This window comes from Nocardioides caricicola (assembly GCF_039541135.1).
Lineage (GTDB): Bacteria > Actinomycetota > Actinomycetes > Propionibacteriales > Nocardioidaceae > Nocardioides > Nocardioides caricicola.
In genome coordinates this window covers 160,540-186,247 of record NZ_BAABFQ010000003.1, presented here as the reverse complement: position 1 = coordinate 186,247, position 25,708 = coordinate 160,540, and the positions used below count along the sequence as shown (strand labels likewise).

The following is a 25,708-nucleotide window of genomic DNA, read 5'->3' as shown; positions in this document are numbered from 1 at the left end:
TCGTGCGAGTCTACGTCCTGTGTCTGCCACGTCGTTCGTTCATCCCGGGGTCCCTGCAGAGCTGGCGGACGAGGTCCGCACGGCGTTCGCGGAGGCGTACGGCGCCGAGCCCACCCTGGTCGCCCGCGCGCCCGGCCGGGTCAACCTGATCGGCGAGCACACCGACTACAACCGCGGCCTGGTGCTGCCGCTCGCCCTGCCGCACGCGACGTACGCCGCGGTCGCGCCCCGGACGGACGGCCAGGTCCGGATCGCCAGCGCGGAGCAGGAGTCCGCGTGGAGTGGCAGCGTCGACGCGCTCGGACCCGGCGAGGTCAGCGGCTGGGCGACCTACGTCGCGGGCGTGCTCTGGGCGATGCGCGAGGACGGCTTCGACGTGCCGGGCATGGACGTGCTCGTGCACGGCACCGTGCCGACCGGAGCCGGCCTGTCCAGCTCGGCCGCGCTGGAGTGCTCCGTCGCGGTCGCGGTGTGCGGCCTGACCGGTGTCGAGCTCGACGACGACGTACGCCGCCGCCTCGTCGACGCCTGTGTCCGCGCCGAGACCGAGGTGGCCGGCGCGCCCACCGGCGGGATGGACCAGACGATCTCGCTGCTGGCCGCCGACGGGGCCGCTCTGCTGATCGACTTCGACGACCACAGCACGCGCGCGGTGGCCCTCCCGCTGGAGCAGGCATCGCTCGCGCTGCTGGTCACCGACACCCGGGTGTCGCACGCGCTGGTCGACGGCGGGTACGCCGCCCGCCGCGCCGACTGCGAGCAGGCCGCCGCCGAGCTCGGGCTGAGGTCCCTGCGGCAGGCGAGCCTCGAGGACGTCTCCTCGATCACCGACGAGCGGATCCGCAGCCGCGCGACGCACGTCGTCACCGAGAACCAGCGGGTGGCTGCCGCCGGCGACGCGCTGGCCGAGCACGACTGGGCAGCCGTCGGCACCCTGATGCGCGAGTCGCACGTGTCGATGCGTGACGACTTCGAGATCTCGTGCGACGAGCTCGACGTCGCGGTCACCACCGCGGTCGAGGCCGGGGCGATCGGCGCTCGGATGACCGGTGGGGGCTTCGGCGGCTCGTCCATCGCGCTGGTCCCCGTCGACCGGCTCGACGCCGTCGTGCAGGCGATCGACCTCGCCTTCGCCGGCGCCGGCTTCCGCGCGCCTCAGCACCTGCGGGCGGAGCCCGGTCCCGCGGCTGCCCTGGTGTCGTAGCTGGCAGGGCGTGCTTGAATCGGTCCATGGCCCAGAAGAGCCCGCTTCAGAAGATCCAGGACACCGTCGTCGGCACCGTGAAGGGTGTGATCAAGGATCCGGCAGGTGCCGCTGGCAAGGCGGCTGAGCAGGCCAAGGGCGCGCTGGCGGTCGGCAAGATGGTCGCCGGCTCGGTGGCCAAGACGGCGTCCGACAAGGTCACCGGGGCGTCCAACCGGCGTCCGGTGCCGCCGGTGACCCAGGCTCCCCCGCCGGTCGAAAGGACCGCGGAGGTGACGCCGATCGACGTCGCCCGGGTGGTCGCGAAGAAGGCGCCGGCCAAGAAGGCGCCGCCGAAGAAGGCCCCCGCGAAGAAGGCGCCCGCGAAGAAGGCGACGACGCCGAGCGCGAAGCTGCCGGCGAAGAAGGCCCCAGCGAAGAAGGCGCCGGCCAAGAAGGCCCCCGCCAAGAAGTCACCGGGGCAGGGCTGAGCGAGCCGCTTCCCGACCCCGCGCTGGTCGTCCTCGTCGGCGCGTCCGGTTCGGGCAAGTCCACGTGGGCGGCCGGCCGCTACTCGCCGGCCGAGGTCGTCTCCTCCGACGCGCTGCGTGGCGCGGTCGGCCGCGGTCCGCACGACCTGGAGGCGTCCGGCGACGCGTTCGCGCTGCTGGAGCGGATCGTCGACGCCCGGCTCGGCCGCGGCCTGACCACGGTCGTCGACACGCTCGGCCTCGACGACGTACGCCGCGACCGCTGGCTGACGGCGGCCCGTGCGGCCGGTCTGCCGGCGGTCGTCGTCCTCCTCGACACACCCGCCGAGGTATGCCGGGCGCGCAACCGCGAGCGGAGCCGGCCGGTCCCGGCCACCGCGCTGGCGAGGCAGCTGGAGGGGGTGCAGGCGGTCGAGCTCACCGGCTGGGACGTGGTGCACCGCGTCGAGACGGGTCGTGTGCCTGAGCACGCTCAGGAGCGCGTCCTGGGGCACACGACCCTCGAGCGGCGGAGCTCCCAGGGACTCCGGTTCGTGCTGCAGGTGAGCAGGTTCCCGTGGGGCGAGGACCCGGTGCCGTGGCTGACCGGGATCGTCCTCGCCGCCGACGAGGTGGGCTTCGCGGGGATCGCGCTGATGGACCACCTGATCCAGATCCCGCAGGTCGAGCGCGCGTGGGAGCCGATCCCCGAGCCCTGGGTGACCCTCGGCCTGCTGGCGGGCCTCGACACCGGCCTCGAGCTCGGCACCCTCGTCACGCCGGTGACGTTCCGGCCGGCAGGCGTGACCGCGAAGGCCGCCGCCACGCTCGATGCGCTCAGCGGCGGCCGCGCCTTCGTGGGACTCGGCGCCGGCTGGTGGCAGCGGGAGCACGCGGCGTACGGCCTGCCCTTCCCGCCGCCCGCCGCCCGGCTCGATGCCGTCGAGTCCGCGATCACGACGATGCGGGATCTCTGGGCCCCGGGCACGAAGGCGAAGGGCGACCTGCCCGAGACGACCTGCTACCCCCGCCCCGTGCACGACATCCCGATCATCCTCGGCGGTGCCGGCGCCCGGACCCTGTCGATCGGCGCGCGGATGGCCGACGCCGTGAACGTCAGCACGCGGTACGTCGACCGGGCTCTCGCCGCCGTCGCGGGCACCGACGTGAAGATCACCGTCCTCGACGTCGAGGACGGCACGCGGAGCCGCTACGGCGCGCTCGCGGCACAGGGCGTCGACGCGGTGTTCCTGGCCCCGCCCGACCTCAGGCGCCCCGACGACCTGGCACGGCTGGCGCCCGTCCTGGTGTAGCCCGTCAGGTACTGGGTTCCGACGCGTCTCGGCTCGCGGCTCGCCGGGCCGCTGCTCACTTGAGCTCGGAGCTGCTCAGGCCGAGCACCCTCCGGGCGATGATCAGCTGCTGCACCTGCTGGGTGCCCTCGAAGATGTCGAGGATCTTGGAGTCACGGGCCCACTTCTCGAGCAGCTCGCCCTCGGCGTACCCGAGCGTGCCGGCGAGCTCCACGCACGAGAGCGTGATGTCGGAGCCGACTCGGCCGGCCTTCGCCTTGGCCATCGAGGCCTCCAGCGAGTTGGGCTTGCGGTTGTCGGCCAGCCAGGCGGCCTGGAGCATCAGCAGGTGCGCGGCCTCCCAGTCGGCCTCCATCTGCAGGAACTTCGCCGCGGCCGCCGACTGCGTCAGTGCGGGACGGTCGTAGTCGACCTCGACGCCGGCCTGCTCCAGGAGCTCGCGGGTGAGGTCGAGCGCGGCGCGCGCGCAGCCCACCGCCATGGCGGCGACCAGCGGGCGCGTGTTGTCGAACGTCGCCATCGCACCCGCGAAGCCCTGCTTGGTGTCGATCTCCGGTGAGCCCAGCAGGTTCGCCGCCGGGACCCGGCAGTTGTCGAAGATGATCGTGGCGGTGTCGGACGCCTTGATCCCGAGCTTGTGCTCGAGGCGCTCGACGGTCATCCCGGGCGTGCCCTTCGGGACGACGAACGACTTGATCGCGGCGCGGCCCAGCGACCGGTCGAGGGTGGCCCACACGACGACCGCGTCGGCGCGCTCGCCGGAGGTCACGAAGATCTTCTCGCCGTTGATGACGTACTCGTCACCGTCCAGCACCGCGGTCGTGGTGATGTTGGCGGAGTCCGATCCCGTGCCGGGCTCGGTGATCGCCATCGCCGCCCAGGCACCGGCGAAGCGCTCCTGCTGCTCCGCGTCGGCGACGGAGGCGATCGCGGAGTTGCCCAGACCCTGGCGCGGCATCGAGAGCAGCAGCCCGACGTCGCCCCAGCACATCTCGGCGATCGACATCACCGAGGCGAGGTTGGTGCCGTTCTTGACCGTGCCGTCGTCCTCGGCCGCCGTGTCGCGCTTCACGCCGGCGGCGCCCGCTCCCTGGCTCGCGCCCGACTCGGACACGCCGTCGATCATCGCGGCGAGCATGTCGAGCTCCTGCGGGTAGGCGTGCTCGGCCTTGTCGTACTTGCGCGAGATCGGCCGCAGCGCGTTCATCGCGAGCTGGTGGGCCTGCCCGACCAGGCCCTTGAACTTCTTCGGGTCGTCCAGGTAGATCGCCATCAGACCAGCACCGCACCTTCCATGAGACCGATTGCCCGGAGGTCGCGGTACCACCGCTCGACCGGGTGCTCCTTGACGAACCCGTGGCCACCGAGCAGCTGGACGCCGTCGAGGCCGATCCGCATGCCCTTCTCGGCGCACACCGAGCGCGCCAGCGCGACCTCGCGGGAGAAGTCCTTGCCGGCCGCCGCGCGAGACGCCGCCTTCCAGGTCAGCAGGCGCATCGCCTGCAGCTCGGTCGCCATGTCGGCGACCATGAACGCCACCGACTGACGGTGGGCGATCGGCTCACCGAACGCCTGGCGCTCCTTGACGTACGGCGTCACGTAGTCGAGCACCGCCTGTCCCGTGCCGACGGCCAGCGCGCACCAGGCGAGCCGGGACAGCCGCACGCACTCGGCGTACGTCGTGCCGTCGGTCGCGCCCAGCACCGCATCGGCCGGCACCGTGACGCCGTCGAGCTCGAGCCGGCTCAGCCCGGCGGCGCGGACACCCATCGAGGGGTCGGCCGCGACGGTGAGCCCGGCGGAACCGGACTCGACGAGGAACAGCACCGGCTGCCCGTCGAGCTGGGCGCCGACGACGAAGAGCTCGGCCTGGTCGCCCCGCGGTACGGCGGACTTCACGCCGTTCAGGACGTAGCCGTCGGCGGTGCGCTCCGCGGTCGTCCCGGGCGACATGGCGTCGAAGAGGACGGCGGGCTCGGCGAGCGCGAGCGCGGCGGCCGCGACGTCGTCACCGGTGAACGCCGGCAGGTAGGTCTGCTGCTGGGCATCGGTGCCCCACAGGCTCAGCGCCGTGGCGACGGAGCCGGGGGCGAGCAGTGCGACCGCCAGCCCCATGTCGCCCTTCGACAGTGCCTCGGCGACCAGCGTCCCGGCCATCGCCGAGCGCTCCTCGGAGATGCCGCCGAGCGCCTCGGGGACGCCGAGGACCGGCAGCCCGACCTCGAGCGCGGCCTTCTGCACCGGCTCCGGCACGGCGCAGGCCTCGTCGGCCTCCGCGGCGGCCGGTCGGAGCACCTCGTGGGCCAGCTCGGTCACGACGTCGACGAGCATCTGCTCGTCCTCGGTCGGGGTGAGGTCGAAGACGCCCGAGGTGCGCGCGGGCTGGGGCCGGGTGCCCGGCTCCCCCGCAGCGCCCGACCGGGCGAACGTCCGGCCGGCCGCGGTGATCGCCTTGAACCCGCTGCGCGTGGCGACGTACACGGCCTGCTCGGTCTGCTTGCGCGCGCGCAGCCGGTCGAGGACGTCGCTCTGCGCGAGCCGGTTGAGTGCCGCGACGGCGTACCCGATCGGGTCGCGGCGTTCGGTCGAGGCCAACCCGTGTCTTGTCTGAGCCATGCCCAAACTGTAACTCCGAGTTACAACATTGACTCCGTGGGACCGGTCACAGCGACTGCCTTCTAGGATCGCGCCATGCCCGATGAGCCCGACCACGCCCCACACGGCCCGCTGCCCACGGGCGGCACGGTGCGACCGATGACCCGCTGGGGGACGCCGGTGATGCACCGCCCGCAGCAGCGGGTGACGACGTACGACGACGCGCTGCGCGCGCTCGCCGCCGACATGGTCGCGACGATGTACGCCGCGGACGGCGTCGGGCTGGCCGCGTGCCAGATCGGCGAGGACGTCGCGATGTTCGTCTTCGACTGCCCCGACGAGTCCGGTGAGCGGACCGTCGGCGTCGTGTGCAACCCCGTCCTGACCCTGCCGGAGGGCAAGGACCGGCACCTCGACGACGGCGATGAGGGCTGCCTGTCGTTCCCCGGCGCGTTCATCGAGTGCGCGCGGCCCGACTACGCGAGCGTGACCGGCACCGGTCTCGACGGCGAGCCGGTGTCGTTCGCGGGCGACGGCCTGCTGGCGCGCTGCCTGCAGCACGAGACCGACCACACCCTCGGCACCGTGTTCGGCGACCGGCTGCCCACCAAGCAGCGCAAGAAGCTGCAGAAGCTCCAGGAGAAGACCGCGGACCAGTACCCGCCCGAGTGGCCCGCGTGACCGTCCGGATCGTCAGGCTCTCCCCCGAGGCCCTCGCCGGTCTCGCCGCCGGTGACCTCGCGGTCGCGAACGCACACTCGCCGGTGCCGCTGACGGAGTGGTTCGTGTCCGAGGACTGCTCGTGGGTCTGGCAGTACCGCGCCCGGCAGGCGGTCGAGACGCCGGACGACCTGCCCTGGATCACGGGCGTCCTGTGGGACGACGCGCTCGATGTCGCGGTCGGTCAGTCCGGCTTCCACGGCGCTCCGGACGCCGACGGCATGGTGGAGGTCGGGTACGCCGTCGATCCGGCGTACCGCCGGCGGGGCTATGCCCGCGCTGCCCTCGAGCTGGCCATCGAGCACGCGCGCAGCGAGCCGTCCGTGCGGACCCTGCGCGCGACCGTCTCCCCCGAGAACGAGGCGTCGCTGGCCCTGGTCGGGCAGTACCCGTTCGTCCGCAACGGCGAGCAGTGGGACGACGAGGACGGCCTCGAGCTGATCTTCGAGATGGCCGTCTGAGCGGCTGCTCAGCGCACGGAATGGTCACCAACCGCAGATCGGAGCGCTCCCAACGTGCGGTTGGTGACCATTCCGCGCACCGCAGGGGTCAGCGGCGCGCGGTGACGTAGCAGGCGACCGCGGACGCGGCGGCGACGTTGAGGGAGTCGATCCCCTCCCGCATCGGGATGATCGCGCGCCGGTCCGCGCTCTGCTCCCAGCGCCCGGAGAGGCCGTGGCCCTCCGAGCCGAGCACCAGCGCGACCCGGTCGAGCCCGGCGACCGCGTCCTCGATGGGCGTCGCGTCGTCGGCGAGGGTCAGGGCGACCGTCGTGAACCCGAGGGCCGACAGCGAGGGCAGGGCGTCGGCCCAGTCGGGCAGGCGGGTCCACGGCAGCGTGAACACCGCGCCCATCGCGACCTTGATCGAGCGGCGGTAGAGCGGGTCGGCACAGCGCGGCGCGAGCAGCACGGCGTCGAAGCCGAGGGCGGCTCCGGAGCGGAAGACGGCCCCGACGTTCGTGTGGTCGACGAGGTCCTCCAGCACCAGCACGGACCGCGCGCCGGCCAGCACCTCGGCGACCGGCGGGAGCGGCGTGCGGTTGAGCGAGGCCAGGGCGCCGCGGTGCACGTGGAAACCGGCGACCTCGGACGCCAGCTCCTCGGGGAGCACGTAGCAGGGCGCGTCCGTCGCCGAGAGGACGTCGGCCAGGCCGTCGACCCAGCGCGGCGCCATGAGGAAGGAGCGGGGCGCGAACCCGGCGGACACCGCGCGACGGATCACCTTCTCGCCCTCGGCCAGGAACATCCCGTGCTCGGTCTCGAGGCTCTTGCGCAGCTGGACGTCGCGCAGGTCGCGGTAGTCCGCGAGCCGCGGGTCGGCCGGGTCCTCGAGCGGGACCAGGTTCACGAGAACGCCGTGGGGTGCGCGACCGCGACGACCTCGCCGACCACGATGATCGCGGGCGGCCGCACGCCGTTCTCGACGAGCGCCGTCTCCAGCTCTTCGAGCGTCGCGAGCACGGTCCGCTCCCCCGGCATCGTCCCGTCGCAGACGACCGCGACCGGGGTCGAGGCCGGCCGGCCACCCGCCATCAGCGCCGCCGCGATCGCGGGCGCGTTCTCCACCGCCATCATCAGCACCACGGTGCCGGTCTGGGCGGCGACGGCCGACCAGTTCGTGAGCGACTCCGGGTGCCCCGGAGGCAGGTGGCCGGAGATCACGGTGAACTCGTGCGCGACGCCACGGTGGGTCACGGGGATCCCGGCCACGGCGGGTACGGCGACCGGGCTGGTCAGTCCGGGGATGACCGTGACCGGTACGCCGGCCTCGCGGCAGGCGATGACCTCCTCGTAGCCGCGGCCGAACACGAAGTTGTCGCCGCCCTTGAAGCGCACCACCTGCTTGCCGGCCAGCGCCCGCTCGACGATGACCCGGTTGATCTCCTCCTGCAGCGCCGACCGGCCGCGCGGCAGCTTGGCCACGTCGATCAGCTCGATGTCGGCCGGCAGGTCGCCCAGCAGCTCCCGCGGCGCCAGCCGGTCGGCGACCACCACGTCGGCGTCCATCAGCGCCTTGCGCCCGGCCACGGAGATCAGGTCCGGGTGGCCCGGTCCCCCGCCGACGAGCACGACGCCCGGCGTCCGGTCGCGCTGGTGCCGCGCGGCCAGGGTGCCCTCGCGCAGGCTCTCCAGGATCTCGTCGCGCACCGCGGCGGAACGACGCGGCTCCCGCTGGCTCAGCACGCCGACCGTGACGCCGTCGTGCCGGCCGACCGCCGGCGTCCACGCGGTCGCGCGGGTGGCGTCGTCGGAGCGCACGCAGAAGATCCGGCGGGACTCGGCGGACGCGGAGACCTGCTCGTTCACGGCGTCGTCGTCGGTCGCGGCGATGACGTACCAGGTGCCGTCCAGGTCGGCGTCCTCGAACCCGCGCCGGTGCCAGGTCACCTCACCCGCGCCGGCCATGCCCTCGATCGCGGGCGTCACCTCGGGCGAGACCACGTGCACGTCGGCGCCGACGGCGATGAGCTGCGGGACCCGGCGCTGCGCCACGTGGCCACCGCCGACCATGACGACGCGCCGGCCGGTGAGTCGCAGGCCGGAGGGGTACGTCGGGAACTCGTCCATCCGCACATCATCCCGGGCACGCACCTCGGGTCGGTGACGCGGGCTCACCCACCGGACTACGTTGGGAGCCATGACACTCGACCGTCCGGTGACTCCCAACCCGTACGACCTGCTCCCCGCCGTGCCCTCGTTCACGGTGACCAGCGCGGACGTGTCCGACGGCCAGCCGCTGAAGGACGACCAGGTCGCGGCGCTCGGGAACACCTCACCTCAGCTGTCCTGGTCCGGTGCCCCGGAGGGCACCAAGAGCTTCACCGTCACCTGCTTCGACCCCGACGCACCGACGCCGAGCGGCTTCTGGCACTGGGTGCTCGTCGACCTCCCGGCCGACGTGACCTCCCTGGACGCCGGCGCCGGCGCGGAGGGCGCGAGCCTGCCCGGCAACGCGTTCATGTGCCGCAACGACGGCGGTCCGAAGGCGTTCATGGGCGCCGCTCCTCCGGAGGGCGACCAGGTGCACCGCTACTTCTTCGTCGTCCATGCCGTGAAGGAGGAGTCGCTCGGCGTCGACTCCGACGCGTCGCCCGCCGTCGTGTCCTTCAACCTGGCCTTCAAGACCGCCGGCCGCGCGATCCTGCACGGCACCTACCAGCACTAGTGGCCGACCTGGCGGTCGTCGGCGGCTCGATCGTCGACATGGCGGGCGTGGCCCGGGCGAAGTACGTCCCGGCCGCGCGTCTCGACGCGTTCCACACCGTCGGCATGGGCGCCTCGCCGTCGTGGAGCGTGTTCTGCGTCGACGGCTCGATCGCGTTCACGCCCGAGCTGGGCGTGGTCGGCGACAACCGGATCCGGATCGACCGCGGGCAGGTGCGCACCGTGGAGGACGGCGTCGGGTGGGCGCCCGGCGACCTCTACCTCCAAGGCGGTGAGCGCTCGCCGATGTGCGGGCGCGGCGTCCTGGAGCGCGCCGTCGCCGCCGCCCGGAGCGCCGGGCTCGAGGCGCGCGTCGGCGCCGAGCTCGAGTGCACGCTGCTCTCCGCCGACGGCGGGCACGCCTCGACGGGGCCCTGGGCGCCGTACGGCGTGCGCACCTCGCTCGAGCGGTCGGCGCTGCTCGTCGACCTCACGGTCGCCGCGGAGCGCGCCGGCCTCGGCATCGAGCAGCTGCACATGGAGTACGGCCAGGACCAGCTCGAGGTCTCGCTGTCGCCGAGCGACCCGGTGACTGCCGCCGACGACGTGCTCCTCGCCCGCATCCTGCTCGGCCGGGTCGCGGCCCGGCACGGGCTCCAGGTGTCGTTCTCGCCGCTGCCGTTCGCCGGCGAGGCGGGCAACGGCGCGCACCTCCACCTCTCGCTCACCGGCGCGGACGGCCGACCCGTCCTCGGCGACGGCCCCGGCCCACACGGCCTGACCCCGACCGGCGAGGCCGCGGTCGCGGGGATCCTCGCCGCGCTCCCCGGTCTCCTCGCCGTGTACGCCGGTTCGGCGCTCTCGCTCCGCAGGCTCGTGCCCGGCAACTGGGCGGGTGCGGCGGTCTGCTGGGGGCTGGAGAACCGCGAGGCCGCGGTCCGGCTCGTCGCGGGCGGCCCGGACAGCGCGCACGGCGCGAACCTGGAGCTGAAGGTCGTCGACCCGAGCGCGAACCCCTACCTCGCGGTCGCGGCCCTCCTCGGCAGCGCCGCGCACGGCGTGCGGCACGAGCTGGCTCTCGACGCCGCCGTGGACGTCCACCCCAGCGAGTCCGGCCGGGAGCTGCCGCAGCTGCCGGCGACCCAGGCCGAGGCCGTCGACGCCCTAGAGGCGTCGGAGCTCGCCCGCGACGTGCTGGGTGCGCCGGTCGTCGCGGGGGTCGCCGCGGTGCGACGTCGCGAGGTCGAGGTGTTCGGGTCACTGCCGCTCGCCGAGACCGCCGAGGCGCTGCGCCTGGCCTGGAGCTGCTGAGGTGTCCCTCGACGAGCACCTCCGGACCGTGCGGCTCGTCGACCACCACGTGCACGGCTGGTTCACCGAGCCCGGCGACCGGGCGTCGTTCGAGCAGGCACTCAACGAGGGTTCGACGGGCCCGGTGACGTCCGGCTTCGACCTACCGCTGGGCATGGCGGTACGACGCTGGTGCGCACCGCTGCTCGGCCTCGAGCCCCACGCTTCCGCGGACGCCTACTGGGAGGCGCGCGCGGCGACGCCGTACGACGAGCTCGTGGCGACGTTCCTCGACGCCGCCGGTGTCGCCCACTGGATCGTGGACACCGGCCTCACCCCTGGCCTCGTCACCGACCCCGAGCCTCGCTCGGAGGTGCTGCGCCTCGAGCTGGCCCTCGAGCAGGTGCTCGGGGAGACCGACGTGCCCGGGGCGTTCCGCGAGCGGCTCGCGGCCGCCGACGTCGTGGCCACCAAGACGATCGCGGCGTACCGCTGCGGTCTCGACATCGACTGGTCGCGGCCCGGGGACGCGGACGTCGCGGCGGCCGCGCGAGCGTCGGGCAGCCGGGTCGTCGACCCCGTCCTGGTCGCGTTCGGCGTGCACGAGGCGGCCGAGCGCGGGCTGCCGATCCAGGTGCACACGGGCCTCGGTGACCGCGACCTCGACCTGCGCAGCGCCGACCCGCTGCACCTGCTGCCGCTGATCCGAGCGGTCGACGTGCCGATCCTGCTCCTGCACTGCTACCCGTACCACCGCAACGCCGGCTACCTCGCGCAGGCCTTCGAGCACGTCTCGTTCGACGTCGGGCTCGCCGTCAACCACCTCGGTGACCGGTCGGTGCAGCTGGTCGGCGAGGCCATGGAGCTGGCGCCGTTCGGCAAGCAGCTGTACTCCTCCGACGCCTACGGGCTTCCCGAGCTCCACTACCTGGGCGCGCACCTGTGGCGGCGCGCGATGGCCGCCGCCCTCGCGGACTGGCCCGAGGACGACGCAGCGCGCGTCGCCGACATGATCGCCGCCGGCAACGCGCGCCGCATCTACGGGCTCTAAGCGCCGCGGAGCAGATCCTCGAACGGCGTCGGGTCCGCGAACTCGTCCTCCACCGTGCGGGCCCGCTGGCGCGGCGCGCCGCCGAGCAGCGTCGCCAGCTCGCCGGCGGCCCGGTCGATGCGGGTCTGGAGGCCCGCCTCGCCGAAGTCCTCGCTGGCCGCGAAGACCCCGGTCGGGACGACGACCGCGTGCAGGTAGCTGAACAGCGGACGGAGCGCGTGCTCGAGCACCAGCGAGTGCCGGGCGGTGCCGGCGGTCGCGGCGATCAGCACCGGGACGCCGGCGAGCGTGTCGGTCTCGAGGACGTCGAAGAACGTCTTGAACAGACCCGAGTACGACGCGGAGAACACCGGCGTCACCACGATCAGCGCGTCCGCCAGCCGGACCGTCTCGATCGCCTCGGCGAGCTCACCGGAAGGGAAGCCGGTGAGCAGGTGGTCGGCGAGCGGGTGGGCCAGCGGGCGCAGCTCGACCACGTCGACCTCGACCGGGTGCTGGATCGCGGCGACGGTGGCCTCGGCCAGCCGGTCGGCGAGCAGCCGGGTCGAGGACGGGACGCTGAGGCCGGCACTGATGACGGCGATGCGGGTCATACGGATACTCCTGTCACGTCGTCGACGGCGTGGATGGTGGTGTCCTTGGCGCCGCCGGCGGCGGCGACCAGGGACGCGTGGGTGGGGGCCTCGGGGATGTGAGCGGGGCGGCCCTCGGCGAAGCCCTTGCGCATCTCCGGGAGGATCTCGCCGAGCAGGTCGAGCTGCTCGAGCACGGTCTTGAGCGGGAGCCCGGCGTGGTCGACCAGGAACAGCTGACGCTGGTAGTGGCCCGCGTAGTCACGGAACGACAGCGTCCGCTCCAGGACCTGCTGCGGCGAGCCCACGGTCAGCGGCGTCGCCTCGGAGAAGTCCTCCAGGGACGGGCCGTGGCCGTAGACCGGCGCGTTGTCGAAGTACGGGCGGAACTCGTCGATCGCGTCCTGGCTGTTCTTCCGCATGAAGAACTGGCCGCCGAGACCGACGATCGCGGTGTCCGCCGGGCCGTGGCCGTAGTGCTCGAAGCGGCGCCGGTAGAGGTCGACCATCTGCTTGGTGTGCCCGGCCGGCCAGAAGATGTGGTTGTGGAAGAACCCGTCGCCGTAGTACGCCGCCTGCTCGGCGATCTCGGGGCTGCGGATCGAGCCGTGCCACACGAACGGCGCGACGCCGTCCAGCGGCCGCGGGGTCGAGGTGTAGCCCTGCAGCGGCGTACGGAACCGGCCCTCCCAGTTCACGACGTCCTCGGTCCAGAGCCGGCGCAGCAGCGCGTAGTTCTCGATGGCGAGGTTGATGCCCTCGCGGATGTCCTTGCCGAACCACGGGTAGACCGGACCGGTGTTGCCGCGACCCATCATCAGGTCGACGCGGCCGTCGGTCAGGTGCTGGATCTTCGCGTAGTCCTCCGCGATCAGCACCGGGTCGGTGGTCGTGATCAGGGTGGTCGCGGTCGACAGGATGATGTTCTCGGTCTGGGCGCCGATGTAGGCCAGCGTCGCGGTCGGGTTGGACGCGATGAACGGCGGGTTGTGGTGCTCGCCGGTCGCGAACACGTCCAGGCCGATCTCCTCGGCCTTCTTCGCGATCTCGACCGTCGCCTTGATCCGCTCGTGCTCCGAGGGAGTACGCCCGGTGGTCGGGTCCGGCGTCACATCACCGACGGTGAAGATGCCGATCTGCATGTCCGCTCACTGTCCTTCGCTACGTTGTCGCGTTAGTTGAATTCCGTACGACCCGCACAACCGTGCGCACGTCCCGGCTATTCCTGCCACCATCCTCGCGTGAAGCGCGTGCCGTGGTGGGTCCCCGTCCTCGTGATCGCGCTCACCGTGGGCCAGCTGGCCGTCGCGGAGTGGGCGCCCGGCATCGAGCGGTTCGCCGACAAGGCGTTCGGCGCGCGGCTGATCGCCTATCCCCTGCTGATGCTGCTTGCGCCGGCGATCTGGTGGCTGGCGGCCCGGCGGCGTACGCCGCGCCCCGCCGGGCTCTGGAGCACTGCGCCGTACGGCGCGTTCACGCTGATCATGCTGCCGTTCCTCGTCGACGTGACCGGCAACAGCCTGGATCTCTACGACTCGCTGGTGTGGTGGGACGACTTCAACCACTTCTTCAACTGGTTCCTGCTGCTGACCGGCATCGGGCTGCTCATCTGCGGCCCCGTGCGCCCCCGGTGGGCCGTCGTGCTGGTGGTCTGCGGGCTGGGAGCGATCCTGGCGATCGGCTGGGAGCTCGGCGAGTGGTGGACGTTCATCCGCCACGGCACCGAGATCGAGACGGCGTACGAGGACACGCTCGGCGACGAGACGCTCGGCACGCTCGGTGCGCTCGTCGCCGGGCTGGTGGTCGCCCGGGTTCAGTCGTCGCGGGACAGGATCAGCACTGCCCGGTCGTCATCGCCCCGCGGGACCTGACGCACGATCCGGCGGGCCGCGCCCGGGAAGCCGTCGCCGATCGCGCGCTCGGCGGTACGACGCAGCCACTCGATGCCCTCGTCCAGGTCCGCGCTGCGCGACTCCACCACGCCGTCGGTGTAGAACAGCAGCGCCTCACCGGGCGCCAGCACGCCGGTGCTGGCGTGCAGCTCGGGGCGGTTCATGATGCCGAGCGCGGTGCCGCGGGCGTTGTCGATCTGCCACGTCCCCGCGTCCGTCGACCAGTGCAGGGCCGGCGGGTGGCCGGCGCTGACGATCGAGTAGCCGCCGGTCTCGAGGTCGAGGAACACGTGGACCGCCGTGGCGAACGAGTCGTCGGAGAACTGCCGCAGCAGGAAGCCGTTCGCGGCCTCCATCAGCGCGACCGGGGGCAGCGCACCGATCAGCCCGCCCAAGGCGCCGGCGAACTGCAGGGCCTGGGTCGCCGCGTCGACGCCCTTGCCGCACACGTCGACCAGGATCATCTCGAGGTGGCGCCGGTCCTCGTCGAGGTCGGCCACGAGGAAGTCCCCGGCGTACCCCGCGCCGTGGGCGGCGAGCATCGCCGTCTGGCACTGCCAGCTCTCGGGCAGCGCGGGAACCCGCCCCTGGGCTTGGAGCCGGTCGCGCAGGTCCGCGAGCATCGCCTCGCCCAGGGACCCGGGCAGCCCGCTGCGCTGGCGGCGCGACTGGTAGAGCAGCAGTGCGACACCGACCACCATCGAGAGGATCGCGACGATGCGGACCACCGTGAGCGGGCCGTCGGCGAGGGACGCACCGACAGCGCAGGCGAGCGTCCAGCCGCTCAGCACGAGCAGCGGCACGAACCGGAGCAGCAGCATCCCGATCAGCAGCCAGACGAAGTACGCCGTCAGCGGCATCAGGTCGTAGTTGCCGAGGGAGACCGCGAGCGACAGCGTCACCCCGACCAGCAGCAGGCCCAACGCGAACGCCTGGCTCTCCCGGCTCCCGGTACGCCACGCGGCCGCGCGATCGCCCAAGAACCCTCGCGCCACCCGGGGAGACTATCCAGGGCCACGGCAGATCAGGACACGGTTCGGTAACGGCCGCCGGTGATCCCGGCCCGGCTTGCAGCCATCCTGACGGCCGCCTGCTCGGATTTGTCGGCTTCTTGCACGTCTGAGTCGGCTAGATTGCCGCCATGACCCGACGACTGGCCGAGGTGGCCGCCCGGGCCGGCGTCAGCGAGGCGACGGTGAGCCGGGTGCTGAACAGCAAGCCCGGGGTCTCGGAGGCGACCCGGGAGACCGTGCTGACGGCGCTCGACGTGCTCGGCTACGAGCGGCCGACCAAGCTCCGGGGCGAGCGGGCCCGCCTGGTGGGCCTGGTGCTCCCGGAGCTGTCGAACCCGATCTTCCCGGCGCTCGCCGAGGTGGTGGGCGCGCTGCTGTCGCAGAACGGGCTGACGCCGGTGCTGTGCACGCAGATCAACGAGGCCGGCGCGGAGGCCGGGTACGTCGACATGCTGCTCGAGCAGCAGCAGGTCGCCGGCATCATCTTCGCGGGCGGCCAGTACAGCCAGACCGAGGCCGACCACGCGCACTACGACCGGCTCGCCCGGCGCAAGCTCCCCGTGGTGCTGCTCAACGCCGGCATCGACCGGCTCCCGTTCCCGAGCGTGGTCTGCGACGACGCGAGCGCGATGGAGCAGGCGCTGGAGCACCTCCAGGCGCTCGGGCACGAGCGGATCGGCCTGGTCCTCGGCCCGCGCGACCACGAGCCGTCGGTGCGCAAGCTCGCCGCCGCACGGGCGCTCCTCGACCTCCCGGACGCGATGGTGGGGCACAGCCAGTTCTCCCTGCAGAGCGGCCAGGCCACGGCGTCCACGCTGGTCGGTCGCGGCGCGACCGCGCTCGTCTGCGCCAGCGACCCGCTGGCACTGGGCGCGATCCGGGCCGTGCGCCGCTCCGGCCTGCGGGTGCCCGAGGACGTGTCGGTCGTCGGGTACGACGACTCCGCGTTCATGTCCTCGGTGGAGCCGCCGCTGACGACCGTCCGCCAGCCCATCGAGGCGATGGGCCGCGCCGCGGTGGCTGCGCTGCTGGCCCAGATCCGTGGCGAGGAGGCGCCCGCCGACGAGCTGCTCTTCGAGCCCGAGCTGGTCGTCAGGCGGTCCACGCGTCCTGCAAACGCGGCGTCTGCCGGTGCAAGATCTGCAAGATAATTACTCACTGTCAGGTTCTTGCAGTGCACTGCAAGCGCTCTTAGCGTTCCCGGCGCCGTCACCCCCGTGACGGTCACCGCAACCGGGAACGAGGCCTGCACGCGTGAGCACCGACCAGCACGACCCTCGGCGGGACGCCGACTGGTGGCGGAGCGCCGCGATCTACCAGGTCTACCCGCGCAGCTTCGCCGACGCCAGCGGCGACGGCACCGGTGACCTCGCCGGCGTCCGGGCCCGGCTCCCCTACCTGGCCGACCTCGGGGTCGACGCCCTCTGGTTCACCCCGTGGTACCCCTCGCCGATGGCCGACGGCGGCTACGACGTCGCCGACTACCGCGCCATCGAGCCGGCCTTCGGCGACCTCGCCGAGGCCGAGGGCCTGATCGCCGACGCGCTCGCGCTCGGGATCCGCACGATCATCGACGTGGTCCCCAACCACGTGTCGGAGCGGCACGCGTGGTTCCAGGCAGCGCTGGCCGCCGGGCCGGGCTCGCCGGAGCGGGAGCGGTTCTGGTTCCGCGACGGCGGCGGTGCGGACGGCGAGCGCGCACCCAACGGCTGGGTCTCGGAGTTCGGGGGCCCGGCCTGGTCGCGGGTGGTCGGCCCGGACGGACCCGAGCAGTGGTACCTCCACCTGTTCTCCCCCGGCCAGCCGGACCTGAACTGGGGCCACCCCGACGTGGTCGCCGAGCACGAGGACATCCTGCGGTTCTGGTTCGACCGCGGCGTCGCGGGCATCCGGATCGACTCCGCCGCCCTGCTCGCCAAGGATGCCGACCTGCCCGAGGTCGACCCGCCGCACGACCCGGGAGAGCACCCGTACGTCGACCGCGAGGACCTGCAGGGCATCTACCGCGGCTGGCGCCGGATCGCCGAGTCCTACGGGCCCGACCGGGTGCTGATCGGCGAGATCTGGCTGCCGGACGCGGAGCGCTTCGCGCGCTACCTGCGCCCGGGGGTGCTGCACTCGGCGTTCAACTTCGACTTCATGGCCTCGCCGTGGGACGCGAAGGCCCTCGACCAGTCGATCCGGCAGACGCTCGAGGTGCACGACCGGGTCGGGGCGCCTGCCACCTGGGTGCTGTCGAACCACGACGTCACCCGGCCCGTGACGCGCTACGGGCGTGAGGACACGGCGTTCGCGTTCGAGACCAAGCGCTTCGGCACGCCGACCGACCTCGCGCTCGGCACCCGGCGGGCGCGCGCGGCGGCACTGCTCGCGATGGCGCTGCCGGGCGCCTACTACCTCTTCCAGGGCGAGGAGCTCGGGCTGCCGGAGGCAGATATCCCGCTCGACCGGATCGACGACCCGATGCACGCCCGCTCCGGCGGGGTCGACCCCGGTCGCGACGGCTGTCGCGTGCCCTTCCCGTGGTCGGGGACGACACCGCCGTACGGCTTCAGCGGCGTACCCGTCGACACCTGGCTCCCCCAGCCCGGCGACTGGGCCGGGCTCACCGCCGCGGCGCAGTCCGCCGACTCCGGCTCGATGCTGGCGCTCTACCGCGCCGCGCTCCGGCTGCGCCACGAGCGCCCGGAGCTCGGCGACGGCGGCCTCGAGTGGCTCGACCTCGGCCCGGAGGCCATCGCCTTCCGCCGGGGTGAGGGCTTCGTGCACGTCACCAACTTCTCGGACGGTCCGCTCGACCTGCCGTCTCCCGCGCAGACCTGGCTCGCCAGCGTGCCGCTGGAAGGAGGACGCCTGCCCGCCGACGCCAGCGCCTGGCTGCAGCTCACCTGACACGACCCGGGGTCCAGGCACCCGACCCGAACCGCAACACCACCTAGGAGCAACCATGAGGAACCACCGGCGGCGCGGCCTGACCGCGCTGGCGACCATCGCATCCCTCGCCTCCGTCTCGGTGCTCGCGGCCGCGTGCGGCAGCGACGGAGACGACAGCGAGAACGACGGCAAGGTGTCCATCACCGTCGAGGGCTGGCGGCCCGGCGACGAGCAGGGCACCATCGACGCCGTCAACAAGCTCGCCGAGGAGTTCATGAAGGCGAACCCCGACATCGTCGTCGAGCCGGTCGAGTGGGAGTGGAGCGCCGAGACGTTCTCCACCCAGCTCGCGGGCGACACCCTGCCGACGACGTTCCGGGTGCCGTTCACCGACACCAAGGGCCTTGCCGAGCGGCAGCAGATCGCCGACGTGACCGAGTACGTCAACGAGCTGCCGTACGCCGACGAGTTCAACCCCAGCGTGCTCGCCGCCGCGACCGGCACGGACGGCAAGATCTACGGCCTCCCGACCGACGTGTACGGCGTCGGCCTGCACTACAACCGCCACCTGTTCGAGGAGGCCGGGCTGGACCCGGACTCGCCGCCGACCACGTGGGACGAGGTACGTGAGGACGCCGACGCGATCGCGGAGGCCACCGGCCAGGCCGGCTACGTCCAGATGAGCGCCAACAACACCGGCGGCTGGATGCTGACCACGCTGACCTACACGCTCGGCGGCCGCCTGCAGTCGGAGGACGGCACCACCGCGACCGTCGACAACCCGGCCACCGCCGAGGGTCTGCAGATGCTGCACGACATGCGGTGGGAGGACGACTCGATGGGCAAGAACACGAACTTCGAGTGGGGCACGATCAACGAGGCGTTCGCCGCCGGCAAGGTCGGCATGTACATGTCCGGCTCGGACGTCTACAACGCGCTGGTCACGACCAACCAGGTCGACCCGGACAGCTACGGCCTCGCCGTGCTGCCGCTCTCGGACAGCCCGGACGCCGGAGTCCTCGGCGGCGGCTCCGTCGCGGCGGTCAGCGCCAAGGCCAGCGACGAGGAGCAGGCCGCGGCCGTGCTGTGGAACGACTTCTACCGCGAGAAGAAGAACTACGACCCCGCCGCCGCCGAGGCCGACGCGAAGGTGCTGGCCGAGAGCGACCAGCCGATCGGGACCCCGACGCTGCCGATCTTCGACGAGCCGACCTGGCAGGGCGTGCAGGACGCGATCGCGCCGTACGTGAACGTCCCCCAGGACCAGATGTCGTCGTTCCGCGAGGGCATCTTCGACCAGAACCTGATCCCGGAGCCGTCCAGCCACACCCAGGAGCTGTACGCGATCCTCGACGCCGTCGTGCAGAAGGTGCTCACCGACGAGAACGCGGACATCGCCGCGCTCCTCGCCGACGCGCAGGGCCAGGCCCAGGCACTGCTCGACTCCTGACCGGTGGGGGCCGGCCGGCGCGTCATCCTCGAGCGCGCCGGCCGGCCTCGACCCCTGTGTCCCGAAAGGTCTTCATGTCCTCGCTCCTGACCCGTGCCCGTGGGTCGGCCAGCACGCTGGTCTTCCTGCTGCCGATGCTGCTGGTCTTCGGGCTCTTCTCGTGGTGGCCGATCGTCCGGTCGGTGATCATGAGCGTCCAGCAGACGAACCTGGTCACCGACCCCGAGTTCGTCGGCCTCGACAACTTCCGCGCGGTCCTCGAGGACCCGCTGCTGTCGACGGCTGTGCAGAACACGCTGTGGTTCGCGCTGCTCGCGCTGGTGTTCGGCTACCCGGTGCCGTTGATCCTCGCCGTGATCATGAGCGACGTACGCCGCGCCCGCGGGCTGTACTCGCTCCTGGCCTACCTCCCCGTCGTGATCCCGCCCGCAGTCGCCGTGCTGCTGTGGCGGTTCTTCTACGACGCCGAGCCGACCGGCGTGTTCAACTCGATCCTCGGCAAGGTCGGGCTCGGGCCGGTGCCCTGGCTCGAGGATCCCGCCTGGGCGATGCCGTCACTGGTCATCGAGGCGACCTGGGCGGCCGCCGGCGGCACGGTGATCATCTACCTCGCCGCGCTCGTGTCGGTGCCGCCCGAGCAGTACGACGCCGCGGAGGTCGACGGCGCCGGCGTACTCGGCAAGGTCTGGCACGTCACGTTGCCGCACCTGCGCGGGATCATGCTGATCACGCTGATCCTGCAGATCATCGGGACGGCGCAGGTGTTCCTCGAGCCGTACCTCTTCACCGACGGCGGGCCGAACAACTCCACGCTGACCGTGCTGCTGCTCGTCTACCGCTACGCGTTCCAGAACACGACGGGCGGCGACTACGGCAAGGCGACCGCGCTGAGCCTGATGCTCGCCCTCACCCTGGCGCTGCTGTCGCTGGTGTACTTCCGGCTGACCCGGCGGTGGTCCGAGTGAGCGCCCGGAGGAGTGCCGCGGAGTCGCGCGGGATCACGTCGGAGTACGAGCGCGGCCGCCCGCTGTTCAAGGTCGGCCGGACGCTGCTCAACGGCCTGGTCCTGCTGTTCTTGGTGCTGGTCTGCCTCGGGCCGATCCTGTGGCTGGCGAAGTCTGCGATCACGCCGACGCAGGACACGCTGCGCCACCCGCTCGAGCTCTGGCCCAACGGTGTCGACTGGGCGAACCTGCGCACCGCGTGGGTCGACATCGACCTGAAGCTCTACTTCTGGAACACGGTCGTCATCGCGTTCGGCTCGTGGGCGGTGCAGATGCTCGTCGCCGTGACCGGTGGCTACGCGCTGTCGATCCTGCGACCGCGCTACGGCCGGGTGCTGTACGGGCTGGTGCTCGCGACCATGTTCGTCCCGGCCGTCGTGCTGCTGGTGCCGCTCTACCTGACGGTCCTCGACATGCCGTTCACGCACTGGAACCTCGTGAACACGTACTGGGGCGCGTTCCTGCCGGCCGGAGCCAGCGCGTTCAACATCGCGCTCGTGAAGCGGTTCTTCGACAACCTCCCGCGCGAGGTCATCCAGGCGGCGCGGGTCGACGGCTGCGGCGACTTCCGGCTGTTCTGGTACGTCGTGCTCCCGATGTCGCGGCCGGTCCTCGGGGTGGTCTCGGTCTTCGCGGTGCTCGCGGCCTGGAAGGACTTCATCTGGCCGCTGGTCGTCCTGCCCGACCCCGCCAAGCAGCCGCTCTCGGTCCGGCTGCCGCGGCTCGCCGGCGTGACCGAGCTCGACGTGATGATGGCGGCGCTGCTGATCTCCTGCGCGCTGCCGATCGCGTTCTTCCTGGTGTTCCAGCGGCTGTTCCTGCGCGGCGGGCTGGACGGCGCGGTGAAGGGCTGAGCGCGGGCGCGACCCCGCAGGAATGGTCACCAACCGCAGATCTGGAGCGCTCCCACCTGCGGTTGGTGACCATTCGATGGCCCTCGGGGCTCCGCCGTTCACGGGGAGTCGGCTCCGGCCAGCCGGCGGCCGACGGGCAGACCGACGTGGCGGACCGACGCGCGGAATGGTCACCAACCGCAGATCTGGAGCGCTCCCACCTGCGGTTGGTGACCATTCCGCGCCCTCGACCAGCACCTCGACGGCCGCGGGCTACCGTGACGACATGCTCCGCGCCGGTCTCGGGATCCTGCTGCTCGCCGGCGCCCTCGTCACCGGCCTCGTCACCGGCTGCGACGACGACCGGGCCGCGATCACGCCGCAGGCGCTCGCGTACGTCGCGGCGGAGCACGTCGGCACCCCGGAGCTGGCCACGACCGCGACCGCTGACTGGTTCGACGGGTTCGACGACGACGCGGTCGGCGCCGACCTGCGCTACGGCCGGACTGAGACCGACTACGGCGACTCCGTGACGGTCACGATCGGCACGCTCGCGCGGCCGGATCTGACCGACTGCGACAGGACCGAGGGTCTCTACTCCCAAGGCTGCGACGAGACATCGCGCGGCACGCTGCGCTGGAACCTCAACGACCCCCAGGAGGATCCGGGCGGGATCTTCGTCCTCGTGCCCGCGAGCGACGGGCAGACCGTGATGGTCACCTCCCACGGCCCGCGCCTCACCACCGACCCCCGTGAGGCGGACCTGCCGGTCTCGGTCGACACCGCCTTCGACATCGCGCACGACGACCGGGTCGACGGCACGACCGCCCAGGACGTCGTGGACGCGGGCGCGGACCTGCCGTACTGGTCCGACTCCCTCGACCTGAGGTCGGCGCGCGTCGCACCAGGCCTGGACCGGCCGGACCGCAAGGACATCGCCATGCAGCTGGTCTCGAGCGCGGAGAACTCCACGCTGCGGTGGCGCCGGCAGTACACCTACCTGGAGGACATCGGTGACGGTCGCGGCTACACCGGCGGGATCATCGGCTTCTGCTCCGGCACCGGCGACATGCTCGTCGTCGTACGCCGCTACACCGACGCCCGGCCCGACAACCCGCTCGCGCGCTTCATCCCGGCGCTGGAACGCGTGAACGGCACCGACTCCCACCGGGGACTCGGCCGCGCGTTCGTCCGCGCCTGGCACACGGCCGCGCGGGACGCGGCCTTCCGGCGGGCCCAGGACGCCGAGCGGGACCGGGTGTACTTCGACCCTGCTGTACGCCGGGCGAAGCAGGACGGGCTGCGCACGCTCGGCCAGTTCGTCTACTACGACGCGATCGTCATGCACGGACCCGGCGGTGACGCGTCCAGCTTCGGCGGGATCAGGCGGGCCGCGCTGCGCCACGCCCGGACACCCGCCGAGGGCGGATCGGAGGTCGCCTTCCTGGACGCGTTCCTCGACGCCCGCACCCGCGTGATGAAGCAGGAGTCCGCGCACGAGGACACCTCACGGATCGACACCGCCCAACGACGCTTCCTCCGGGAACGCAACCTCACGCTCCGGCCGCCGCTCACCTGGCACGTGTACGGCGACCGCTTCCACATCAAGCGGGCGTCGCGGTGACCACGACGTTGCTGAGGTAGCGCGAGCCGTCCCAGTCCTCGCACGTGATCAGCACCAGCCGCCCGGGTGAGTCCTGGCTGAAGAGCTGCGTGGCGTCGTCGGCGATCCGGCCCTTGGAGTAGATCCGGACCCGGTCGACGACGTAGCGCACCCGTCCCTGGTCCGTGCGCACCACGACCTCGTCGCCGGCGTCGAGCTCCTCGAGGTCGTCCAGCGCCCCACCGCCCGTGTGGACGGTGTGCCCGGCGATGAGCGCGCTGCCCTCGCCCGCGCCCGGCTTGGCGCCGTCGGCCCACCAGCCGAGCCGGCTGGGGTCGGCCGGCGGCACGAGCGTGCGGTCCGGTGCCTTGACGGGTACGACGGGCGCGCTGACGTCGAGGGCCGGGATCAGCACCCGCCGCGGCGAGCCCGGCTCCGGCTCAGCACGGACCGGCAGCGCAGTCGTGCCGATCGGGGGTGGGGTCGTCGCTCGCGCGGCGGGGTCGGCCGTCATCGACACGGCGTCGCCGTTGGTCAGCCACACCACCGCTCCCGCGGCCGCCAGCAGGGAGCCGGCGGCCGCGAGCGCGAGCGAACGCGCGTCAGGCACCGGCCCGGCTGCGACGCGCGAGCGCCGCCGCCACCAGGACGAGCCCGCCGCCTACGACCGCGAGCGGCAGCGGCGAGCGCGCCCACTCCGGGAGCACCTGGGACCCGTCGCCCGCGTCGACCGCGGTCGGGACCGGGGTGTCGCTGTCCTCCCGCTCGGAGTTCGTGGTCGTGGTGGTCGTGGTCGTCGAGCCCGGGACCGAGATGGAGTAGCTGCTCGCACCCTGCTGCGAGGTCGTCTTCGGGGGTGCCGGAGGAGCCGCGTGCGAGGTGGTGCCCGGCGTCTTCGCGGTCGGCGTGGTTGCGCACGGCTCGACCCAGAAGACCTTGGACTTCGTGTCGTTGCCGAGGGAGTGCGGCGTCGCGACCGTGAGCTTCACGTGGTAACCCTGCTTGGGGTGCGGCTCGCCGGTGAACGTGAGCGTGTAGGCCTGGCGGCCGTCGAGGTCGGTGCCGCCGGATGCGGCGTCACCACCGACGAAGACCGACGACGGGCTGGCACCGCCGATGGTCGCGTCGGACGTCGGCGCCTGCGGGGCGAAGCTCACCGTCGAGACGACGTCGTCGCCGGCGTCGAAGCCGAACCACTCCACGACGACCGTGCAGCCCGGGTGCGGGTTGTTGCTCGGGTGGCCGACCGCGTCGGTCGGTGCGGCGATCTTCACCGTGCCGTTGTTGCCCGGCGGGTCGCTGAGGTCGCCGCCCTGGTTGCCCTGGCCGTTGCCCTGACCGTTGCCGTTGCCCTGGCCGTTCCCGTTGCCCTGGTTGCCGGGCGAGGCCTGCTGGCCGGGGGCGTGGGCGTGGCCGTTCGCGTGGCCGTGTCCCTGGCCGTGTCCCTGGCCGCCCTTGTCCTTCTTGGGGCCCTTGTCGCCCTTGTCGTCCTTGTCGTCCTTGTCACCGTGCTTGACCTGGCCCAGGTGCTTGCCATGGTCACCCTGGTGCGGAACGCCGCCGGGGTCAGCGACCGCTGCGCCCATCAGTGCCCCGCAGGAGAGCGAGGCGAGCGTCGCCGCCGAGGCGATCGCGAGTCCGTACTGAGTCCGAGACATGCTCAACACACTCCGTTCGTGGTCATGGTTCCGAGTGACCGACGTCCGTCCCCACATCCGTCGCGCACTGTGTGATGACCTCTGTGTTGCCCGTCGGAGGCGGCTTCTCACGCCGGTCTGGACCACCGCGAGATCACACGTAACCCCGACCCCGGAGGTTCGTTGGACATCCCTTGCATCGAGGTCCGTCGGCTGGACCGCTGCACCCTAAGGGCGGCCCGCCCGAGGCGACGAGGCACGGAACGTCAGTACCTGTCCGGTCCGGTCGCCACCGCCGCGCTGCCAGTCGAGCCGCTCCCAGTCGGTGGCCACGATGAACAGCGTGCGGCCGTCGGGGCCTCCGAGCATGCACGCGAAGCAGCCGCGGTCGACCTCGACGGTGTCGAGCACCTGCCCGCCCTCGGCGACGCGACGGCAGTGCCGGTTCGGGACGTCGGCGTACCAGACCGCTCCGTTCGCATCGAGGCAGATGCCGTCCGGCGCCGCACCGGGCCCGAGCTCCGCCCACACCCGTCGGTCCGTGAGCGAGCCGTCGTCGGTGATCGTGAACGCGGTCAGCCGCTGCGCGTGCGACTCCGCGACGATCAGCGTGAGGCCGTCGGGCGTGACCGCCATGCCGTTCGGGAACCACAGGTCCTCGGCCACGTCCCGGGTCACACCGTCGGGGGTGATCACGGCCGCGATCCCGGGCCGCGGCTCCTCCCCCGGCATCGAGCCGGGCATGTTCACGTACACGCGTCCCGCGGGATCCACCACGATCTCGTTCCAGGGCCGCCCACTCCCGCCGTACGGCGCGAGGTCCACCCCGGCGACCACCCCGACGACCACCCCGGTGTTCGTCGTGTAGACCTCCCGGCCGTCGGGCAGCCAGTCGACCGAGAACGGCAGGCCCTCGATCCGGCGCACGACGCTGCTGCGGCCGGCGTCGTCGATCGTGCGCACCTCACCGGCCAGCCAGTCACAGACCCACAGAGCGCCGTCGTGCCAACGGGGCGACTCGCCCATGGCCAGCCCGTCGTAAAGCACGTGTGCCGTCATGCC

General features: G+C 72.4%; 25 protein-coding genes and 1 pseudogene. 16 read left to right on the top strand and 10 right to left on the bottom strand.

The features are described from left to right. Positions 1–19 precede the first annotated feature (19 nt). The 4 genes and pseudogenes from galK (at position 20) to ABD875_RS02580 (ending at position 2,966) form a co-directional block, all read left to right on the top strand. Complete coding sequence (gene galK / locus ABD875_RS02595) at positions 20–1,204, top strand: galactokinase (protein WP_345170911.1); 1,185 nt, start codon at positions 20–22, stop codon at positions 1,202–1,204. Between the two features lie 26 nt (positions 1,205–1,230). After that, positions 1,231–1,674: a hypothetical protein gene (locus ABD875_RS02590; protein WP_345170910.1), complete on the top strand. Its 444-nt coding sequence runs from the start codon at positions 1,231–1,233 to the stop codon at positions 1,672–1,674. After that, positions 1,671–2,069, top strand: a pseudogene (locus tag ABD875_RS02585) (AAA family ATPase); the annotation flags it as partial. The gene ABD875_RS02590 and the pseudogene ABD875_RS02585, both read left to right, overlap by 4 nt. Positions 2,070–2,132: 63 nt before the next feature. Beyond that, positions 2,133–2,966, top strand: coding sequence for an LLM class flavin-dependent oxidoreductase (locus ABD875_RS02580; RefSeq protein ID WP_345170909.1), 834 nt, complete (start codon positions 2,133–2,135; stop codon positions 2,964–2,966). A gap of 55 nt (positions 2,967–3,021) precedes the next feature. On the opposite strand, the gene ABD875_RS02575 is transcribed toward ABD875_RS02580, so the two are convergent. Together ABD875_RS02575 and ABD875_RS02570 are read right to left on the bottom strand one after the other, a co-directional pair. Further along, a complete protein-coding gene (locus ABD875_RS02575; RefSeq protein WP_345170908.1) occupies positions 3,022–4,239 on the bottom strand; it encodes an acyl-CoA dehydrogenase family protein in 1,218 nt (405 codons plus the stop codon). Then, positions 4,239–5,582: an acyl-CoA dehydrogenase family protein gene (locus ABD875_RS02570; RefSeq protein WP_345170907.1), complete on the bottom strand. Its 1,344-nt coding sequence runs from the start codon at positions 5,580–5,582 to the stop codon at positions 4,239–4,241. The genes ABD875_RS02575 and ABD875_RS02570 overlap by 1 nt, the downstream gene beginning before the upstream one ends. Before the next feature lie 75 nt (positions 5,583–5,657). Here ABD875_RS02570 and def point away from each other — a divergent pair, with 75 nt between their 5' ends. Together def and ABD875_RS02560 are read left to right on the top strand one after the other, a co-directional pair. Then, positions 5,658–6,242 (top strand): peptide deformylase, encoded by a 585-nt coding sequence (gene def, locus ABD875_RS02565; protein WP_345170906.1) that lies wholly within the window; start codon positions 5,658–5,660, stop codon positions 6,240–6,242. After that, on the top strand, positions 6,239–6,742 hold the full coding sequence (locus tag ABD875_RS02560; RefSeq protein ID WP_345170905.1) for a GNAT family N-acetyltransferase: 504 nt from the start codon (positions 6,239–6,241) through the stop codon (positions 6,740–6,742). Before def ends, ABD875_RS02560 begins: the two co-directional genes overlap by 4 nt. 88 nt (positions 6,743–6,830) lie before the next feature. Here the strand turns inward: ABD875_RS02560 and ABD875_RS02555 are convergent, their stop codons facing one another. Together ABD875_RS02555 and cobA are read right to left on the bottom strand one after the other, a co-directional pair. After that, complete coding sequence (locus tag ABD875_RS02555) at positions 6,831–7,631, bottom strand: TrmH family RNA methyltransferase (protein ID WP_345170904.1); 801 nt, start codon at positions 7,629–7,631, stop codon at positions 6,831–6,833. Next, complete coding sequence (cobA, locus tag ABD875_RS02550) at positions 7,628–8,851, bottom strand: uroporphyrinogen-III C-methyltransferase (protein ID WP_345170903.1); 1,224 nt, start codon at positions 8,849–8,851, stop codon at positions 7,628–7,630. The genes ABD875_RS02555 and cobA overlap by 4 nt, the downstream gene beginning before the upstream one ends. A 70-nt stretch (positions 8,852–8,921) precedes the next feature. Between cobA and ABD875_RS02545 the strand changes: the two genes are divergently transcribed. Genes ABD875_RS02545 through ABD875_RS02535 form a run of 3 tightly spaced genes read left to right on the top strand, consistent with a single transcriptional unit; the run spans position 8,922 to position 11,768 of the window. Next, positions 8,922–9,449: a YbhB/YbcL family Raf kinase inhibitor-like protein gene (locus ABD875_RS02545; RefSeq protein WP_345170902.1), complete on the top strand. Its 528-nt coding sequence runs from the start codon at positions 8,922–8,924 to the stop codon at positions 9,447–9,449. Beyond that, positions 9,449–10,738, top strand: coding sequence for a type I glutamate--ammonia ligase (locus ABD875_RS02540; RefSeq protein ID WP_345170901.1), 1,290 nt, complete (start codon positions 9,449–9,451; stop codon positions 10,736–10,738). The genes ABD875_RS02545 and ABD875_RS02540 overlap by 1 nt, the downstream gene beginning before the upstream one ends. 1 nt (position 10,739) lies before the next feature. Continuing rightward, positions 10,740–11,768 carry an amidohydrolase family protein gene (locus ABD875_RS02535; RefSeq protein ID WP_345170900.1) on the top strand — a complete coding sequence of 343 codons (1,029 nt, stop codon included), beginning with the start codon at positions 10,740–10,742 and terminating at the stop codon, positions 11,766–11,768. Here the strand turns inward: ABD875_RS02535 and ABD875_RS02530 are convergent. Continuing rightward, positions 11,765–12,361 carry an FMN reductase gene (locus ABD875_RS02530; RefSeq protein ID WP_345170899.1) on the bottom strand — a complete coding sequence of 199 codons (597 nt, stop codon included), beginning with the start codon at positions 12,359–12,361 and terminating at the stop codon, positions 11,765–11,767. The genes ABD875_RS02535 and ABD875_RS02530 overlap by 4 nt on opposite strands. Then, positions 12,358–13,482, bottom strand: coding sequence for an LLM class flavin-dependent oxidoreductase (locus ABD875_RS02525; protein WP_345170898.1), 1,125 nt, complete (start codon positions 13,480–13,482; stop codon positions 12,358–12,360). Before ABD875_RS02525 ends, ABD875_RS02530 begins: the two co-directional genes overlap by 4 nt. Positions 13,483–13,581: 99 nt before the next feature. Here ABD875_RS02525 and ABD875_RS02520 point away from each other — a divergent pair, with 99 nt between their 5' ends. Beyond that, positions 13,582–14,211 carry a DUF2238 domain-containing protein gene (locus ABD875_RS02520; protein ID WP_345170896.1) on the top strand — a complete coding sequence of 210 codons (630 nt, stop codon included), beginning with the start codon at positions 13,582–13,584 and terminating at the stop codon, positions 14,209–14,211. Here the strand turns inward: ABD875_RS02520 and ABD875_RS02515 are convergent. Continuing rightward, positions 14,154–15,227, bottom strand: a complete 1,074-nt coding sequence (locus ABD875_RS02515; protein WP_345170895.1) for a PP2C family protein-serine/threonine phosphatase — start codon at positions 15,225–15,227, stop codon at positions 14,154–14,156. The two genes, ABD875_RS02520 and ABD875_RS02515, sit on opposite strands and share 58 nt — an antisense overlap. 146 nt (positions 15,228–15,373) lie before the next feature. Between ABD875_RS02515 and ABD875_RS02510 the strand changes: the two genes are divergently transcribed. The 6 genes from ABD875_RS02510 (at position 15,374) to ABD875_RS02485 (ending at position 23,030) form a co-directional block, all read left to right on the top strand. Next, a complete protein-coding gene (locus tag ABD875_RS02510; protein ID WP_345170894.1) occupies positions 15,374–16,396 on the top strand; it encodes a LacI family DNA-binding transcriptional regulator in 1,023 nt (340 codons plus the stop codon). Between the two features lie 103 nt (positions 16,397–16,499). Then, entirely contained in the window at positions 16,500–18,137 is a 1,638-nt protein-coding gene (locus ABD875_RS02505) for a glycoside hydrolase family 13 protein (protein ID WP_345170893.1), read from the top strand. 55 nt (positions 18,138–18,192) lie between these two features. Then, the gene (locus ABD875_RS02500; RefSeq protein ID WP_345170892.1) at positions 18,193–19,569 is read left to right on the top strand and encodes an ABC transporter substrate-binding protein; all 1,377 of its coding nucleotides are present in this window, start codon (positions 18,193–18,195) and stop codon (positions 19,567–19,569) included. A 74-nt stretch (positions 19,570–19,643) separates the two neighbouring features. Then, the gene (locus ABD875_RS02495) at positions 19,644–20,534 is read left to right on the top strand and encodes a carbohydrate ABC transporter permease (RefSeq protein ID WP_345170891.1); all 891 of its coding nucleotides are present in this window, start codon (positions 19,644–19,646) and stop codon (positions 20,532–20,534) included. After that, the gene (locus tag ABD875_RS02490) at positions 20,531–21,427 is read left to right on the top strand and encodes a carbohydrate ABC transporter permease (RefSeq protein WP_345170890.1); all 897 of its coding nucleotides are present in this window, start codon (positions 20,531–20,533) and stop codon (positions 21,425–21,427) included. The genes ABD875_RS02495 and ABD875_RS02490 overlap by 4 nt, the downstream gene beginning before the upstream one ends. Before the next feature lie 265 nt (positions 21,428–21,692). Next, entirely contained in the window at positions 21,693–23,030 is a 1,338-nt protein-coding gene (locus tag ABD875_RS02485; RefSeq protein WP_345170889.1) for a chitosanase, read from the top strand. Here ABD875_RS02485 and ABD875_RS02480 read toward each other — a convergent pair. The 3 genes from ABD875_RS02480 to ABD875_RS02470 all read right to left on the bottom strand — a co-directional run bounded on the left by ABD875_RS02480 (position 23,011) and on the right by ABD875_RS02470 (position 25,705). Beyond that, positions 23,011–23,619 carry a class F sortase gene (locus ABD875_RS02480; protein ID WP_345170888.1) on the bottom strand — a complete coding sequence of 203 codons (609 nt, stop codon included), beginning with the start codon at positions 23,617–23,619 and terminating at the stop codon, positions 23,011–23,013. The genes ABD875_RS02485 and ABD875_RS02480 overlap by 20 nt on opposite strands. After that, positions 23,612–24,667, bottom strand: coding sequence for a hypothetical protein (locus ABD875_RS02475; protein WP_345170887.1), 1,056 nt, complete (start codon positions 24,665–24,667; stop codon positions 23,612–23,614). The genes ABD875_RS02480 and ABD875_RS02475 overlap by 8 nt, the downstream gene beginning before the upstream one ends. Before the next feature lie 207 nt (positions 24,668–24,874). Further along, the gene (locus ABD875_RS02470; RefSeq protein ID WP_345170886.1) at positions 24,875–25,705 is read right to left on the bottom strand and encodes an SMP-30/gluconolactonase/LRE family protein; all 831 of its coding nucleotides are present in this window, start codon (positions 25,703–25,705) and stop codon (positions 24,875–24,877) included. Between the last annotated feature and the right edge of the window lie 3 nt (positions 25,706–25,708).

Excerpts from the sequence above, each read along its gene's own strand:
- def (WP_345170906.1), top strand. The coding sequence starts at position 5,658 with ATGCCCGATGAGCCCGACCACGCCCCACACGGCCCGCTGCCCACGGGC.
- ABD875_RS02475 (WP_345170887.1), bottom strand. The coding sequence starts at position 24,667 with ATGTCTCGGACTCAGTACGGACTCGCGATCGCCTCGGCGGCGACGCTC.
- ABD875_RS02545 (WP_345170902.1), top strand. The coding sequence starts at position 8,922 with ATGACACTCGACCGTCCGGTGACTCCCAACCCGTACGACCTGCTCCCC.
- ABD875_RS02510 (WP_345170894.1), top strand. The coding sequence starts at position 15,374 with ATGACCCGACGACTGGCCGAGGTGGCCGCCCGGGCCGGCGTCAGCGAG.
- ABD875_RS02470 (WP_345170886.1), bottom strand. The coding sequence starts at position 25,705 with ATGACGGCACACGTGCTTTACGACGGGCTGGCCATGGGCGAGTCGCCC.
- ABD875_RS02500 (WP_345170892.1), top strand. The coding sequence starts at position 18,193 with ATGAGGAACCACCGGCGGCGCGGCCTGACCGCGCTGGCGACCATCGCA.
- cobA (WP_345170903.1), bottom strand. The coding sequence starts at position 8,851 with ATGGACGAGTTCCCGACGTACCCCTCCGGCCTGCGACTCACCGGCCGG.
- ABD875_RS02590 (WP_345170910.1), top strand. The coding sequence starts at position 1,231 with ATGGCCCAGAAGAGCCCGCTTCAGAAGATCCAGGACACCGTCGTCGGC.
- ABD875_RS02575 (WP_345170908.1), bottom strand. The coding sequence starts at position 4,239 with ATGGCGATCTACCTGGACGACCCGAAGAAGTTCAAGGGCCTGGTCGGG.
- ABD875_RS02485 (WP_345170889.1), top strand. The coding sequence starts at position 21,693 with ATGCTCCGCGCCGGTCTCGGGATCCTGCTGCTCGCCGGCGCCCTCGTC.
- ABD875_RS02495 (WP_345170891.1), top strand. The coding sequence starts at position 19,644 with ATGTCCTCGCTCCTGACCCGTGCCCGTGGGTCGGCCAGCACGCTGGTC.
- ABD875_RS02530 (WP_345170899.1), bottom strand. The coding sequence starts at position 12,361 with ATGACCCGCATCGCCGTCATCAGTGCCGGCCTCAGCGTCCCGTCCTCG.
- ABD875_RS02570 (WP_345170907.1), bottom strand. The coding sequence starts at position 5,582 with ATGGCTCAGACAAGACACGGGTTGGCCTCGACCGAACGCCGCGACCCG.
- ABD875_RS02525 (WP_345170898.1), bottom strand. The coding sequence starts at position 13,482 with ATGCAGATCGGCATCTTCACCGTCGGTGATGTGACGCCGGACCCGACC.